Source organism: Bacillus methanolicus PB1 (assembly GCF_000262755.1).
GTDB classification, from domain to species: domain Bacteria; phylum Bacillota; class Bacilli; order Bacillales; family Cytobacillaceae; genus Bacillus_Z; species Bacillus_Z methanolicus.
Map to the genome: position 1 here is coordinate 530295 of NZ_AFEU01000003.1, position 13032 is coordinate 543326.

19 protein-coding genes are annotated in these 13032 nt (G+C 38.0%); 4 read left to right on the forward strand and 15 right to left on the reverse strand.

Going from position 1 to position 13032, the window contains the following annotated elements:
• Positions 1 to 82: 82 nt before the first annotated feature.
• A complete protein-coding gene (locus PB1_RS12350; RefSeq protein WP_004437044.1) occupies positions 83 to 346 on the reverse strand; it encodes a hypothetical protein in 264 nt (87 codons plus the stop codon).
• Between the two features lie 94 nt (positions 347 to 440).
• Here PB1_RS12350 and PB1_RS12355 point away from each other — a divergent pair, with 94 nt between their 5' ends.
• Positions 441 to 683 carry a hypothetical protein gene (locus tag PB1_RS12355; protein ID WP_004437046.1) on the forward strand — a complete coding sequence of 81 codons (243 nt, stop codon included), beginning with the start codon at positions 441 to 443 and terminating at the stop codon, positions 681 to 683.
• 150 nt (positions 684 to 833) lie between these two features.
• Here PB1_RS12355 and PB1_RS12360 read toward each other — a convergent pair whose 3' ends face one another.
• From PB1_RS12360 to deoD, 7 genes are all read right to left on the reverse strand, one after another.
• The gene (locus tag PB1_RS12360; protein WP_004437048.1) at positions 834 to 1658 is read right to left on the reverse strand and encodes a hypothetical protein; all 825 of its coding nucleotides are present in this window, start codon (positions 1656 to 1658) and stop codon (positions 834 to 836) included.
• 72 nt (positions 1659 to 1730) lie between these two features.
• Positions 1731 to 2144 carry a MarR family winged helix-turn-helix transcriptional regulator gene (locus PB1_RS12365; protein ID WP_238533133.1) on the reverse strand — a complete coding sequence of 138 codons (414 nt, stop codon included), beginning with the start codon at positions 2142 to 2144 and terminating at the stop codon, positions 1731 to 1733.
• Positions 2145 to 2158: 14 nt separating this feature from the next.
• Positions 2159 to 2536: a hypothetical protein gene (locus PB1_RS12370; RefSeq protein WP_004437052.1), complete on the reverse strand. Its 378-nt coding sequence runs from the start codon at positions 2534 to 2536 to the stop codon at positions 2159 to 2161.
• A gap of 165 nt (positions 2537 to 2701) precedes the next feature.
• Positions 2702 to 3706: an LCP family protein gene (locus PB1_RS12375; RefSeq protein WP_004437054.1), complete on the reverse strand. Its 1005-nt coding sequence runs from the start codon at positions 3704 to 3706 to the stop codon at positions 2702 to 2704.
• A gap of 144 nt (positions 3707 to 3850) precedes the next feature.
• Positions 3851 to 5320, reverse strand: coding sequence for a lmo1851 family serine protease (locus PB1_RS12380; protein ID WP_274413139.1), 1470 nt, complete (start codon positions 5318 to 5320; stop codon positions 3851 to 3853).
• A 95-nt stretch (positions 5321 to 5415) separates the two neighbouring features.
• Complete coding sequence (locus PB1_RS12385; RefSeq protein ID WP_004437059.1) at positions 5416 to 6264, reverse strand: D-Ala-D-Ala carboxypeptidase VanY; 849 nt, start codon at positions 6262 to 6264, stop codon at positions 5416 to 5418.
• Positions 6265 to 6414: 150 nt separating this feature from the next.
• Entirely contained in the window at positions 6415 to 7119 is a 705-nt protein-coding gene (deoD, locus tag PB1_RS12390; RefSeq protein WP_004437061.1) for a purine-nucleoside phosphorylase, read from the reverse strand.
• Between the two features lie 156 nt (positions 7120 to 7275).
• Between deoD and PB1_RS18335 the strand changes: the two genes are divergently transcribed.
• Positions 7276 to 7398 carry a hypothetical protein gene (locus tag PB1_RS18335; RefSeq protein ID WP_004437064.1) on the forward strand — a complete coding sequence of 41 codons (123 nt, stop codon included), beginning with the start codon at positions 7276 to 7278 and terminating at the stop codon, positions 7396 to 7398.
• A gap of 14 nt (positions 7399 to 7412) precedes the next feature.
• On the forward strand, positions 7413 to 7556 hold the full coding sequence (locus tag PB1_RS17830; protein ID WP_004437066.1) for a hypothetical protein: 144 nt from the start codon (positions 7413 to 7415) through the stop codon (positions 7554 to 7556).
• A 199-nt stretch (positions 7557 to 7755) separates the two neighbouring features.
• Here PB1_RS17830 and PB1_RS12395 read toward each other — a convergent pair whose 3' ends face one another.
• From PB1_RS12395 to PB1_RS17130, 3 genes are all read right to left on the reverse strand, one after another.
• Positions 7756 to 8064, reverse strand: coding sequence for a hypothetical protein (locus PB1_RS12395; RefSeq protein ID WP_004437068.1), 309 nt, complete (start codon positions 8062 to 8064; stop codon positions 7756 to 7758).
• Positions 8065 to 8272: 208 nt separating this feature from the next.
• Complete coding sequence (locus PB1_RS12400; RefSeq protein WP_004437070.1) at positions 8273 to 9043, reverse strand: sporulation protein; 771 nt, start codon at positions 9041 to 9043, stop codon at positions 8273 to 8275.
• Positions 9044 to 9351: 308 nt separating this feature from the next.
• Positions 9352 to 9525 (reverse strand): YozD family protein, encoded by a 174-nt coding sequence (locus PB1_RS17130; RefSeq protein ID WP_004437071.1) that lies wholly within the window; start codon positions 9523 to 9525, stop codon positions 9352 to 9354.
• Between the two features lie 142 nt (positions 9526 to 9667).
• On the opposite strand from PB1_RS17130, the gene PB1_RS17835 reads away from it, so the two are divergent.
• Positions 9668 to 9838 carry a hypothetical protein gene (locus tag PB1_RS17835; protein ID WP_004437073.1) on the forward strand — a complete coding sequence of 57 codons (171 nt, stop codon included), beginning with the start codon at positions 9668 to 9670 and terminating at the stop codon, positions 9836 to 9838.
• A gap of 10 nt (positions 9839 to 9848) precedes the next feature.
• On the opposite strand, the gene PB1_RS12405 is transcribed toward PB1_RS17835, so the two are convergent.
• The 4 genes from PB1_RS12405 to kamA all read right to left on the reverse strand — a co-directional run bounded on the left by PB1_RS12405 (position 9849) and on the right by kamA (position 12962).
• Positions 9849 to 10535 carry a hypothetical protein gene (locus PB1_RS12405; RefSeq protein WP_034645629.1) on the reverse strand — a complete coding sequence of 229 codons (687 nt, stop codon included), beginning with the start codon at positions 10533 to 10535 and terminating at the stop codon, positions 9849 to 9851.
• Between the two features lie 246 nt (positions 10536 to 10781).
• Positions 10782 to 11003 carry a YozE family protein gene (locus PB1_RS12410; RefSeq protein WP_004437075.1) on the reverse strand — a complete coding sequence of 74 codons (222 nt, stop codon included), beginning with the start codon at positions 11001 to 11003 and terminating at the stop codon, positions 10782 to 10784.
• A 207-nt stretch (positions 11004 to 11210) separates the two neighbouring features.
• Entirely contained in the window at positions 11211 to 11495 is a 285-nt protein-coding gene (locus tag PB1_RS12415; RefSeq protein WP_004437077.1) for a YokU family protein, read from the reverse strand.
• 39 nt (positions 11496 to 11534) lie between these two features.
• Positions 11535 to 12962, reverse strand: coding sequence for a lysine 2,3-aminomutase (kamA, locus tag PB1_RS12420; protein ID WP_004437079.1), 1428 nt, complete (start codon positions 12960 to 12962; stop codon positions 11535 to 11537).
• Positions 12963 to 13032: the final 70 nt, after the last annotated feature.

Here is a 13032-nt window from a genome sequence, read left to right on the forward strand (position 1 = left end):
GGATTTTTGTGTTAAAACTGTGAAATCTCTTTGAATCTTTTTCATTAATATATGAGAAAAGAGCTCCCTATAAGGAGCCTTTTTACTGTTTAATCATTTCCATCGCTTGAATATGTAGTGTAATTAACGCCAGTTTATCTTCATCTTTTAGCGGAGATTCCGCCATTCTTTTTACTGCCAAATAGAATTTTTCATGAACCGGCCTTCTTGCCCTTGGATGAGAGTTTTCATCCAATAATTCTCTCTTAATCGCTTCATTGAGGATTTCTTTACTGCTTAAATCTGATTGGAGCAGACGATTATTCCAAATGGATCTATATTGATTTAATAAATAGTCGTAATTCATTTTAATCCCTCCTAACCCTATGTCGTATTTTTACATAATTAAAAGCTATATTGCAAAAAATAGACTAAAACTCTTAATGAAAGGAGAATCATATTTGAGTACGCCATACCGTTGCCCAAATTGCAAAACGAACCGCAGCCGCTTTAACATCATCAATCAGGTTCCTCGTTCGGTTAAAATGGACCCTCATACAGGCGAAGTGATTCAGGAATTCTCCAATGAAAACCTTGATCCTTTTCATATTCCGTACAATGGCCCGGAATATAAAGTTCAATGCGGAGCTTGCGGCCTTGTAGAGGATGAAAAAACGTTTATCAAGTTTGGAGAAAAAAAATAATGCAGGTAGGGGCTGTCTCATAAGGGTCTGACCCCATGTGCATTTATCAATATATAGCACATTTATCCAACACTATGTCCTATATATTGTGTTATGGGGTCTGACCCTTAGGCTTTTGAGACAGCCCCCTTAAACGTCCGAAACGACAGCCTATAAAGAGATAAATTGGTTTTCAGCAAGGAAAGTTATCGAATCAATTTTCCATGGACCATATGGAGAAAAGCGAACCAAATAAATCAATCCTTTGAACTTGCTTTTTCCTTCGCCTTTTACAAACCATTCCACTTCCACAGGGACTGATAAAGCCAATTCATCTTTTACATCTTCAGCATATAAAACAGGCATGCGGCAAAGGGCAGCATTTTCAATCATAGGAAGGATATTTTTCCATTCTATCTTTTGCAGAGATATGGTTTTTACGACTTTTTCATCCTGCTGTTTAAATCCGGCAATATAGGCGCATATCACATCATTGGGACTGGCGCCTGATAAGTAAGCTTGAAGCCTGCCTGCCGCTTTTAGAATCATTAATTTATGAGATAAATCCATGTGACTTGTACGATGTGTCGTGCTTCCGTAAAAATGAATGCAAAAATGCCCGGGAAAATTATTTTCCAATGCTCCCGCCCCATGCGGCATCCCGTGCATGGAAGCTGCAATTCTCCTTTTTCCATGTTTGACGATAATCGCCCTTCGTTTCCAGCTCCATTTTCCATTGTATATTTTTTTCATTAATTTTGTGTCTTTTGGAGTTAGCGGCTGCACATCGGCATGAGCGCTCCCCGCTCTTCTTTGCACTTTAAACTCAATTCCAGTTTCTAAGTCGTGAACAATGAACTCGCTATATTTAGGTATCAGTTCCTTAGCTTCTTTCCACGAAAGCATTTCGACTGGCTGTTTTTTATCTGCAAACACGGAAGAAGGCTGAAAAGCCAGCATCACAATGATGAATCCAAATATGAAAAAATTTTTCATTCGCCCCACTCAATCCTTGCTTCAAAATTCTTTTTAGAGTTTTTCCTGAATGGGGAGAAACGATTCAAACTTTTACTCATTTAATTTTCGAAATAACCGGATAAAGTCAGCAAGTTCCCGCTCGCTGAATTGGCTGAATTTTGACTGCAAATAAGCTGATTTTTTTTCTTCAAGATCCTGAACGAGCAGTTTTCCGGAATCTGTCAAAACCATTTCAACAATTCTTCTGTCTTGATCAGACCTCCGTCTAATAATCAGCCCCTTTTTTACAAGCGAATCCGTAACGGAAGTGATATGGCTTGCTGATACATTCAATTCTTTCGAGAGATCAGAAGCTTTGGCATGGTCAGAAAAATATAAATATTTTAAGACCATAAATTCATTGAGACTAACCTCTCTTCCGATGATAGTATTTATTTCCTGCCTCAACTTTCGATAAACTGTCCGCAACAGTTTCTCAAGTTCAACCATCTGACTTTGTTTCAAAATGATCGATCCTTTCACATTCCATTAAAAGCCGACAAATTATTAGCTCTTTTTGACTTCTGCCATTTCATTTCATCCTTGCACTGCAACCTATATTTATTATTACACTTCTTCAAGCATTTCCAAACTGGAATATAAGCATCCGGAAAATATTCTCCATCTTCCTCAATGCCTGTTTCTATATATGACTCATAATTTTCTTCAAAAATGTCGTTTGCGGCAGCTATTTTTCCTTTTTTTTCACGTATAAGTTCAACTGTCAATCGTTTCCTTTTCTTGTTGAACAAGTCTTCAAATTTTTTCTGCTGACTCCGGCAAATTTCCTCGCAGCTTTTTTCAAATTCCATGATTTCTGTTCTTAATTTGTCATCCAGTTGAAAGATTTGCCTCAAGTTATCACCTCACTCTACCTCCTATTGAAGCGAACCCTTCTTCTAAAGTCACATTTTATAGGATTTCCTGTGTGGTTACAAACTATATGATATTTTGCAGGAGAAAGATCAAATCGGCATCGTGTATTGTACAAAAGGAAGGGGCTGACCCTTTGTTTTTATGAGTCAGCCACTTTTTTCGTTAAAAAATTGCTGAATTGCTTCAACGTTTTCTTTGTAGTCTAATTGTAACACTGCACCGGCATGTTCATAAGTTTTATTGGTAAATCCATCTGCAACAGGAATTCTTAATGTTTTTACGTCTTTTACCGGTTTTAAGGCAGCTGTTGCTCCCAGTGATAACATATCTTCAAGCTGAAGATCTGTCTCAACGTATTGAAACGTTTCCGAAATGATTTTTGGCAGTTTAGTGATTCCTTCAACAGAACGGAGCTGTTCAACTGCTTGGTTTTTTAAGGAAACTAATATTTCCTGCTGACGATTGACACGTCCAAAATCGTTCTCACTGTCATGGCGAAACCGGACGTAAGAGAGCAAATCTTCTCCCCGGAGGATTTGTCGGCCCGGCTTAATAGATAAGTCCATGCCATCTGCCATTTCCCTTGTTATATTTACCTCGATTCCATTTGGGGCAAGGGTATCCATCAGCTTAATAAACCCCTTAAAATCGACTGTTACAACATTGTCGATGTCTACTCCAAAATTATGTTCAATTGTATCTTTCAATAATTTTGGACCACCCAAATAGTACGCATGGTTAAGTTTACTGCGGTAATTTATATATCCTGGGATTTGAACATAACTGTCCCTCATAATCGATGCCAGTTTTAATGATCGCTCTTTCGGTTCATATCGGGCAATCATAATGGCGTCTGATCGTGATTTTCTTTCCCCGCGGCTGTCAATCCCTATCAACAAAATATTTTTATTTTCTTGATACAGACGAAAAGTGGAGAAATACGGAACAGATAGATCGCTGTCTGTTTCGTTTTGCAAATAAGAATTTTCTTCGACTGTTTTCTTTTTTGTAATACCGGAATTTATGTTCTCTTCTTGCTGCCTTGAAAACTTGCCAAACTGGCAGCCGGTTATAAGAATTAACATCATTATTATCGTAAAACATTTTCGCGCCATTACACCATTCACCTCAATATCATGGCTTACTTTCATTGTTGGGCAATCCCGATTATTCTATTCGACAGCAAAACAAAAAGGGTCAGACACCTAAACAATATATAGACAAACAGTAAGAAAACCATTCTATATATTGTCATTGTTGGAAGGTGTCAAACCCTTATAAGTCAGCCTCTTTGTTTAAGACCTCATTTGTTGTTTTAAAACTTCAACAGCTTTTTGTACTTGGGTATCATTCTTTTCAATTTTTTCCCTGAGCCGCTCCATCAATGTCAATGTTGATTGGCCGGTCAATATTCCATTTGCTTCAAGTTTTTCGGCTTTCTGAAACAAGATGACAGCCTGTTTTGTTTTTTCATCAAAAAATCCATCTTCACGGCCCGGATCATAGCCGAGAGCTTTCAACATTTTTTGTGCTGCCTTTACTTGTGTAGACGCTGATGATAGCTTCAGTTTCAGGTCAGGATTAATGTAAGGCAAAGAAGCATATTCAGGCAGGGCAACTTCATAATCAGGCTTTATTCCTTTTTCATGGATCCAGTTGCCTTTTGGTGTGAGCCATTTCTCCGTTGTAATTTTCATATTCGACCCGTCAGAAAAATCCTGGGCTCTCTGTACGGTTCCTTTACCAAACGACTTTTGTCCGACCAGCGGCACATTTGCAGATTCCTTGACAGCAGCGGCAAAAATTTCTGAAGCGCTGGCACTTCCCTGGTCAATGATGACAACAAGCGGGATATCCGGATTATTATTATTTGATGCTTTCTGCTCTTGGATATTTCCGTTTCTGTCTTCGATTTTAAAGAGAACTTTTCCTTCTGGAACGAACAGGCTTGAAATTTTCACAGCCTGATCTAAAAGTCCTCCTGGATTTTGCCTTAAATCCAACACAAGGCCTTTCATTCCTTGCTTTTGCAAATTATTCAAAACATCGATGAGCTCTTTCGCTGTATTTTCCGAAAAACTCGTTATTTGTACTTTTGCAATCCCATCTTCCAGCATTTCGCCATAAACGGTCTCAAGCGGAATTGTATCCCGAACAATCGGCATTTTGATCGGTTCATCAATCCCGGGGCGTTTAATGATTAATTCAACCTTTGTTCCTTTTTTGCCCCTGATTAATGTTACTGCTTCCGTGGAACTCATGCCTTGAAGGCTTTTCCCGTTTACAGAAACGACAATGTCATTCGGTTTTAATCCTGCTTTTTCTGCAGGAGAGCCTTTTAACGGCGAAACGATAACAATTTGTCCATCTTTTTCCTGGATTTCAGCACCTATCCCTTCAAAAGATGAAGAAATACTTTGATGAAAACTTTCTGCTTCTTCCTCATTCATATAGTCTGAATAAGGGTCTCCAAGTGATTCAAGCATTCCGTTTATTGCACCGTCTATAAGCTGCTGCTTATCAACTTCTTTATAATAGGATTCTTTAAGCGTATCATATGCTGTAAACAACTTATCAAACTCTCTTCTTTCTGCACCGACGGTCATTGCTTTCTCATCCTTGAATGCCAGGGCAAGTGTTGTAATTCCTGCAGTTAATAACACAGTGAAAAACAACAGCATGACAAAATGGAACTTCTTGATTTGAATAAATCCGGATTGATTTTCACTCGTTTCTCGACTCGTTTTTTCTTGATCCAAATCCATCACCACTTTCATAACCATCAAAAAATCGTTCATCTTAATGATTAGAATAACATTTTAATTAATAGTTTTACAAAGAAACATATAATCTTTAAACCCTAAATTTTTTCAACGATGTCAAAATACTCTTCCAATGTTAAATTCTTCTCATAAATTACTTTTGCTGCTTTCGTTCCAACATAGCGAAAGTGCCACGGTTCGTACTGATAGCCGGTTATTGACTCTTTATCTTTTGGATAGCGAAGGATGAATCCAAACTTATGAGCATTTTTAACAAGCCATTTTCCTTCCGGTGTTGTTCCAAATTGTTCTGTTAAATCCAGGTTTACGCTTTTGCTCGAAATGTCGACAGCTAGTCCGGTCTGATGCTCACTTGTACCGGGAACGGCAACTGCCTGAACTGCTTTTTCCTTGCCGACTCGGTTAATCTCAGCATGAAATAATTCTTCCTGCCTCTCGTAGGAACGGTAGCCGGATACGGCATATAATTCAATATTTTGTTTTTTTGCTTCTGCGAACATTTTTTCTAGCGCAGCGGCAGCTTTTTTACGCAAATAACTTTTTTCAATATTTTGATTTCCAAATGAAAACGCAACTTTCGGTCTAACTAAATCGTTTGGGGCATATGTACTCGGGAGGCCAAATTGGTGGTTTACAAGCGCCAAAACATTTGCCGGATTTTGAATCACATACTTTCCATCTACTTGTTTAACCTGATTAAAATACTTAGCCTTAAGAGTAATTGAATCGTCTAATTGTCCGGGGTTTGAAGAATTTTTGTTTCCGGTGTGATTGTTTCCACCTTTGTTGCCAATCTCATCATTCAGTTGATTATTCTGTTCTTCTGCTGTGTCGTCCATTTTTTTTAAAAAAGGAATATTCTCTTCCAACTTGCTGCATCCAGCCAATAAAATACAGGTTCCTAAAATTAAAATTGTTTTTTTCATATCATCCACCTGTCTAGTTAGTCATTGAAAATCATGCAATACTTATTTTAACATGACTCGTCAAGAAATCTAAAAGTTTGAAAATGCCAAAAAAAGGGGAAAAGATGCCTCATATTTCAGGCATCTTTTCCAATCGCATCAAGCAGTTATTTACATCTTCACAGCAGCTTCCAATGCCACTTCAATCATATCGTTGAAAGTTGTCTGTCTTTCCTCGGCAGTTGTTTCTTCACCAGTTAAAATATGGTCGCTGACTGTCAGAACAGATAATGCTTTTCGTCCGAATTTTGCAGCAAGAGTATAAAGAGCTGCAGTTTCCATTTCAATTGCTAAAATTTGATATTTTGCCCATTTTTCATGCTCTGCATTATCATTATAAAACATATCCGCTGTTAATACATTCCCGACTTTTAAATTTAATCCTTTTTCGACTCCAACTTCGTATGCGTTCTTTAATAATTCAAAGTTTGCTGTCGGTGCATAGTCGACGCCTCCAAATGTAATTCGGTTCATTTGCGAATCGGTCGATGCACTCATCGCCAAAATGACATCCCGGACTTTCACATCTTTTTGAATCGCTCCGCATGTTCCGACGCGAATCAAATTTTGTACGTTATAGCTTTGCATCAACTCATTAATATAGATAGAAATGGAAGGAACACCCATGCCTGTTCCTTGAACAGAAACTTGTTTACCTTTATATGTGCCAGTGTACCCAAACATATTTCGAACTTCATTATAACAACGGGCATTTTCCAGAAAAGTTTCGGCTATATATTTTGCCCTTAAAGGGTCTCCAGGCAAAAGCACTGTTTGTGCTATTTCATTTTCTTTTGCGCCAATATGTATGCTCATTTCCCATAACCTCCAATTTTATGAAGTATTACCGTATTACCGCTATAAACCATCATCAATTCACACTATATCATATTCTTGTCAAGCTGAAAAATCTTACCTGACGGCATGAGATAAGTCATTTAGGAGAAGCTATTATCAAAGGAGGGTTCAATCATGCCAAAGCAAAAAATGAGCAAAAAGCTTGAACAGGCTGTAGAGCACGCCAATCAAACAAATCCGTCCTCGAGAAGCAGGACAAAACCTGCTTCATCAAAAAGCGACAGAGAAAAACTATAAAATGGAGGAACACGATGGGAAAAAAACATCGGAATCGTATTAACTCGCCTAAGAAAAATAATCATATCCCTGCTGAAGTGATTGTAGCCGAACATGAAGCACATGCAAAAGAACAAACAGCAACCGGAAGAAAAAACGGGCCGGGGAATCATCAATAAATAAGATTTTGTTGGTAAATCATGGGAGTAGTCGATATATCGTAGAAAGTGGACGATATATTCGAAAAGTGGTCGATAAACTATGAAAAGTGGTCGATATATTCGAAAACTGGTCGATAAACTATGGAAAGTGGTCGATAAATTCAATGATTCAACCAAAAACTGACCCAAAAGGTTTTTTTGCCTTTTGGGTCGGACCTTATCGAATATGAATCCGATTTATTTTTTGCCAGCCACCCGGCTTCAGCTGGTAATAATGCTGCCCCTTTAACCCTTCATCAATTAATAAAATATCACCTGTGCCTAAAAATCTTCCATTAAAATCCGAGGGAATGGCATCCGGAACATTGAAAAGCCTGAATGTCTCGTTTAGACAGCTTTCGTGGTTTGTGCTCTCAACAGTTAACCGGTAAACTTGTCTGTACCCTTTATATTGTCTAAATATTGGTGTCTGAAAAATTGTCACATCGTACTCTTTTTGCCTTTTTCTCACAAGTTGTTTTATCATCCTTTCCCCTCCAAATCTTAATCAAATATTTATCATTATAGTTAGAATAGTTAGAGTTTGCCTTTGTCGATTCCTTTATCTAAAAAATTCTATTTTTGTCGATAAGTGATTTTTATCAAAGTTTTTTTCTCGAAATTTGCGATCGACGCATAAAGTGCAAAAAAAAAAAACGATGCAGCATTGCTCCATCGCTTAAGTTCTATTCAATTTACGAAAATCTTTGAATAACAGAAGAAATTTTTTGCTGCATGTTCGGCATATCGGCCGGCGATACGGTTATCCTTACATTGGTTTCATCCATTTCCAGCGCTTCTGCGAGAAAACCTCCCAGCCCTCTCGCACGCCTGTCAACTTGCATGATTAAATCCATTGCACCGCCTGATGCAGGGAAAAAGACAAGTTCCAGTTCGTCCAAACGGCCCTTGAACGGTCCGGAAACAGGGACGAATTCAAATTGCTGAATAATCGGCAAACGCCGGCGCAAACGGTACGAAGCTTCTTCACATTCTGCTTCGTGCAGCCTGAAACCAAGGTTTGAAACTGCTTGAAAAACAGCATTCATAACCGGGTTAGGAAGCACTTTAATAAAATCCTTATCTGTCGGATCAACCGCATTCTTAATATCAAGGCCTGTTGAAATCCATATTTTAGTTTTTCCTGCTGTAATTGGGGTATCGTCCGGAAGCTTAAAAGAAAAAGGAACTATTTTTGTTTGATTTGGATTAATCGTAAATGATTCTGTAAGACGAAAACGATCAATAAGAGCTGTATCCGTAAATTTTTTGTCATCCACTTCTTTTATAAAAGTTGTATAAAGACTCAGATATATTTCATCGATTTTCTGCTCGGTGCTCCCGCCTTTAATTTCAACTTCTCCCCATACTTCTTCACCAGCCGTAAGCGTGTCTTTTTCAAGCTTTGTGTCTACAGCGGCAGCTCCAATCCCGATACTGGCAAAAACTTTCTTAAAAATTGACACCCTCATTCACCTCTTCATTCTTTTTCAATATGTATTTACGGACTTTCTATCGGAAAGTTTCATCTAACCTTGAGAACTTTCTATAATAATTTTTTTACATGATAGATTTTTTCCAAAAAAAACTTGAGAGGCTGTCTCAAACCTCCATGGCATATCAGCCACCACGATAGATGAGTCTTCTAGATAAGACACCGTATAAAAAGCCTAAGGGTCAGACCCCATAACACAATATATAGGACATAACGTTGGATAAATGTACTATATATTGATAAATGCACATGGGGTCAGACCCTTATGAGACAGACTCTTCAAAAATCTTCAATCTCTTCATCAATAATGCACTTTTCTACCAAGTAGTCGAAGGTTATATCTGCGAGTTCCTCCAGTTCCTCATTAGAGGGAACGAATCCCCTTTTCAAAAGCTCCTGAAAGAAAAATTCTGCAATCTCCTCCGTATCGATAAATACTTCGATTTCTCTCATCATCGCCCCCCCTTTTTACAAAATGTATGCTGCTCATTCATCTTTCATGCAGGCCTTGTAATTAAAAATCTTTCCTTAATAAGCATTTTTCAATCAGACAAGCATAAGAATGAATTAAAGATCTTACATTGGGGGTTTTTCTATGGCGCATTTGAGGGATTGGACGGAAAAATTAAGGGAAGATGTTAATCATGAAGACAGTATACTAATCGCAGCTTTTGGAAAAATGACTGATCTTCTTTTTAAGATCACCATTTTGCTAGGTTTGCCTTTTCTTTTTTACGTATTCATAAAATTTCATTCATTGTCCTGAGCGTTGCTTTTCAATCTTTATTTACGATCATTTTCAGCTTTCGAATCACAACCCGCATCACTTGTTCATATTCTTTGTCGTGAAACATTTCGTATAAAGTGCGGTAATCGTTATAAATATCAAGTAAGCCGTCGATCAATTCTTTTCGTTCGTGTTTTTTCTTTAAGTATTCCTTTTCGGCTTTGCGAAACGAATTTTTCATTTCCGTCTTTTTTTGAGCATGAGGGTCATGGTGTTTATTCACGTATGATAACAGACCGAGCTTTTGGATAAAAATATCCGCACTATCTGCGTCAGCCACAAGTGTCAGTTCATCCTCACCGGCTTCCAGCCATTCTCCATCACTGACCCTCGATAATTCGTATATTACGTCTTCCCATGCATTATCTTTGTATCGCCATATTTCTGTCCGGAAACCGACGACCTTAAATAATTCAGTTCCGAACCCTTGTACATGTACAAGGTCGCCAAACAAATACTTATAATCTATATCAATATGTTCTTTTTCAATTATTTCTCCTTCATATTCAGAAAGCTTTTGCAAGCTGGATTCCAAATATAATCCTTCGCTGTTATTAATTTCATAAACATAAACTCCGCTTAAGTATTTTACATCTGTTACTTTGCCAACCGTTCCATATATTGTGATCACGACTGTATCACCGATCTTATATTTTGGTTTTTTACGTTTGTCCATGTCCTCCATCCTCTCAATGATTAGTCGTGAATAATTCTTAACAATAATATATGCGAGCAGAAATAAATCGCCATTTATAAAAAGCATGAAAAAATCGCCTCTTTTTTTTAAAAGGCGATGTGATGTTGGAAGTTCATCGAACTAGTATAAACTCTTATTTAATTTGCCTACTATTACACCTTTCACAAACGCTGATGCTGTTTTACAGGGTTAGACCTATTTTCTTTTAATAATTCATTCAAACCTCTATCCTTCTGACAATACGTATAATTCCCACGCTTCATCAAATGTAGACATACTGTTCAAATAGTGGCCATTCAATTCTAAATACGAACTAATTTCATCGTAATCTGCAGATCCTTTCGGAAAGCTGTGATCTTCATATGCATTGTTTGCAAATATGCTAATATCGTCTTTCGGCTCCGGATGACGATATTTCATAAGAAAATGATAAAAAGATTTTGCCATTTTTAACTCCTGCCCGTAAAAAATTTATCATGTCGAAGACTTTACCAAATCATATGATGAAAATAAAAAATTGTGAAATTTTGATAACTTTTATGGTGTATACTATAAACGATTCCCCGCCCTTTCGTCCAACATAATATATAAGTTTCGGTAACAAAAAACAACCCTATCCGGGTTGGGACATGTCGAGCTCTTATTCAAAAATTTTTAAGATGAAAAATCGAAATAATTTCTTTTTAACAGTTTCGGCATGTTCATCAATTCTTGATAAGTAACCGTTTTTCCGAGAAGACGGGTGTTAATGATAAACAATTGGTTCTCAATTTCTTTTACGATATCTTCCGACTGGTACACCATATGACAATTATGGCAGAAAATTGACGGAGTTTCGCTGATTTCAATCGCCTTTGTTCCATCCGGAAGTTCCCAATAAACTTTCGTTGTATCCCGGGAAATTTTGTTACTGTTGCACCATAAGCAATTTTCTTCCATTCCGGCCCCTCCCATCATTAATTTTTTTCCGTCAAACTTTTAATTTGTATCTTCATTTGGATTGCTTTCTCCGCTTTTTTGTCTATAATTTGCTTGTTGGGAAAGGAATTTTTTCTCCTTTAATTCATCTCTCTTTTCCCGCTTGTCTTTCAATGAAGTATGAAGAGGATCTTGTTCATAGCTCTTTCTTCGATTCAGCCGGCTAAGCCCTTCCGGAACAAGATTGAACTGGACGTCATTCATTAATCCGGCGATTCCATGATGAGACCGTTTCTCTTCCATATCCGGATAAATCTCTTTAAAATAAGCTTCTGCACGGCCGGGAACATAATTTTCCGGTTCCGGATATGTCGAAATCACACCTTCGAAATTGCGGAGGACAACTTTTTCGGCGCTTTGCGAGATTAAATAATTCGGCTGCAGTGCGATTTTTCCCCCTCCTCCGGGTGCATCGACGACAAATGTTGGAACCGCATATCCACTGGTATGGCCTCTTAACCCTTCGATAATTTCCAATCCTTTTGAAACCGGTGCACGGAAATGGCCGATTCCTTCGGATAAGTCACACTGGTAAATATAGTAAGGACGTACACGAATCTTTACAAGGTCATGCATCAATTTCTTCATAATCGGCACACTATCATTTATTCCTGCCAAAATAACCGCTTGATTGCCGACCGGAACTCCGGAATCAACCAGCATTTCACATGCTTTTTTTGATTCCTCTGTTATTTCAATGGATGTATTAAAGTGTGTATTCAGCCAAATTGGATGGTATTTTTTTAGAATGCTGCAAAGGTTTTCGGTAATCCGCTGCGGAAAAACTACAGGTGCCCTCGTACCAATGCGAATAATTTCCACATGATTAATCGCGCGCAAATTTTTTAAAATATATTCGAGGATATGATCATTTATAAGAAGTCCATCACCTCCGGAAATGAGGACGTCTCTAACTTCAGACGTCCGCTTGATGTAATCAATCGCTGCATCAAGCTGCTTTTTGGGCACGCCCATGCCGATTTGTCCGGAAAACCTTCTCCTTGTACAGTAGCGGCAGTACATGGAACATTGATTCGTTACCAAAAACAAAACGCGGTCCGGATAGCGGTGGGTCAAACCCGGAGCAGGGGAATCTTCATCTTCGTGCAATGGATCTTCTAAATCATACTTCGTTTTATAGATTTCCTTCGAAATAGGTACGGACTGCATTCTAATCGGGCAGCGCGGATCATCGGGATTCATCAAGGAAGCATAATATGGGGTAATATTTAACGGGATTGTTTTCGTTGATATTTGAACTCCTTCTTCTTCATCAGGAGTAAGATTAATAACCTTTTTTAAATCATCAAGCGTCCTGATCGTGTTTGTAAGCTGCCAAATCCAATCATTCCACTGTTCATCAGTAACATCCTTCCATAGTTCAATTTCTTTCCAATGCCTTTTCGGTTTATATAAAGTTTGTTTCATTTTCTTTCCTCCCAATCCACTTTACTATTAACACATGCAAGTTTTATGCCAACTTGATGAATCCGGGAGG

Excerpts from the sequence above, each read along its gene's own strand:
- PB1_RS12350 (WP_004437044.1), bottom strand. The coding sequence starts at position 346 with ATGAATTACGACTATTTATTAAATCAATATAGATCCATTTGGAATAAT.
- PB1_RS12360 (WP_004437048.1), bottom strand. The coding sequence starts at position 1,658 with ATGAAAAATTTTTTCATATTTGGATTCATCATTGTGATGCTGGCTTTT.
- PB1_RS12375 (WP_004437054.1), bottom strand. The coding sequence starts at position 3,706 with ATGAAAGTAAGCCATGATATTGAGGTGAATGGTGTAATGGCGCGAAAA.
- PB1_RS12380 (WP_274413139.1), bottom strand. The coding sequence starts at position 5,320 with ATGGATTTGGATCAAGAAAAAACGAGTCGAGAAACGAGTGAAAATCAA.
- PB1_RS12385 (WP_004437059.1), bottom strand. The coding sequence starts at position 6,264 with ATGAAAAAAACAATTTTAATTTTAGGAACCTGTATTTTATTGGCTGGA.
- deoD (WP_004437061.1), bottom strand. The coding sequence starts at position 7,119 with ATGAGCATACATATTGGCGCAAAAGAAAATGAAATAGCACAAACAGTG.
- PB1_RS18335 (WP_004437064.1), top strand. The coding sequence starts at position 7,276 with ATGCCAAAGCAAAAAATGAGCAAAAAGCTTGAACAGGCTGTAGAGCAC.
- PB1_RS17830 (WP_004437066.1), top strand. The coding sequence starts at position 7,413 with ATGGGAAAAAAACATCGGAATCGTATTAACTCGCCTAAGAAAAATAAT.
- PB1_RS12395 (WP_004437068.1), bottom strand. The coding sequence starts at position 8,064 with ATGATAAAACAACTTGTGAGAAAAAGGCAAAAAGAGTACGATGTGACA.
- PB1_RS17130 (WP_004437071.1), bottom strand. The coding sequence starts at position 9,525 with ATGAGAGAAATCGAAGTATTTATCGATACGGAGGAGATTGCAGAATTT.
- PB1_RS17835 (WP_004437073.1), top strand. The coding sequence starts at position 9,668 with ATGGCGCATTTGAGGGATTGGACGGAAAAATTAAGGGAAGATGTTAAT.
- PB1_RS12405 (WP_034645629.1), bottom strand. The coding sequence starts at position 10,535 with ATGGACAAACGTAAAAAACCAAAATATAAGATCGGTGATACAGTCGTG.
- PB1_RS12410 (WP_004437075.1), bottom strand. The coding sequence starts at position 11,003 with ATGGCAAAATCTTTTTATCATTTTCTTATGAAATATCGTCATCCGGAG.
- PB1_RS12415 (WP_004437077.1), bottom strand. The coding sequence starts at position 11,495 with ATGGAAGAAAATTGCTTATGGTGCAACAGTAACAAAATTTCCCGGGAT.
- kamA (WP_004437079.1), bottom strand. The coding sequence starts at position 12,962 with ATGAAACAAACTTTATATAAACCGAAAAGGCATTGGAAAGAAATTGAA.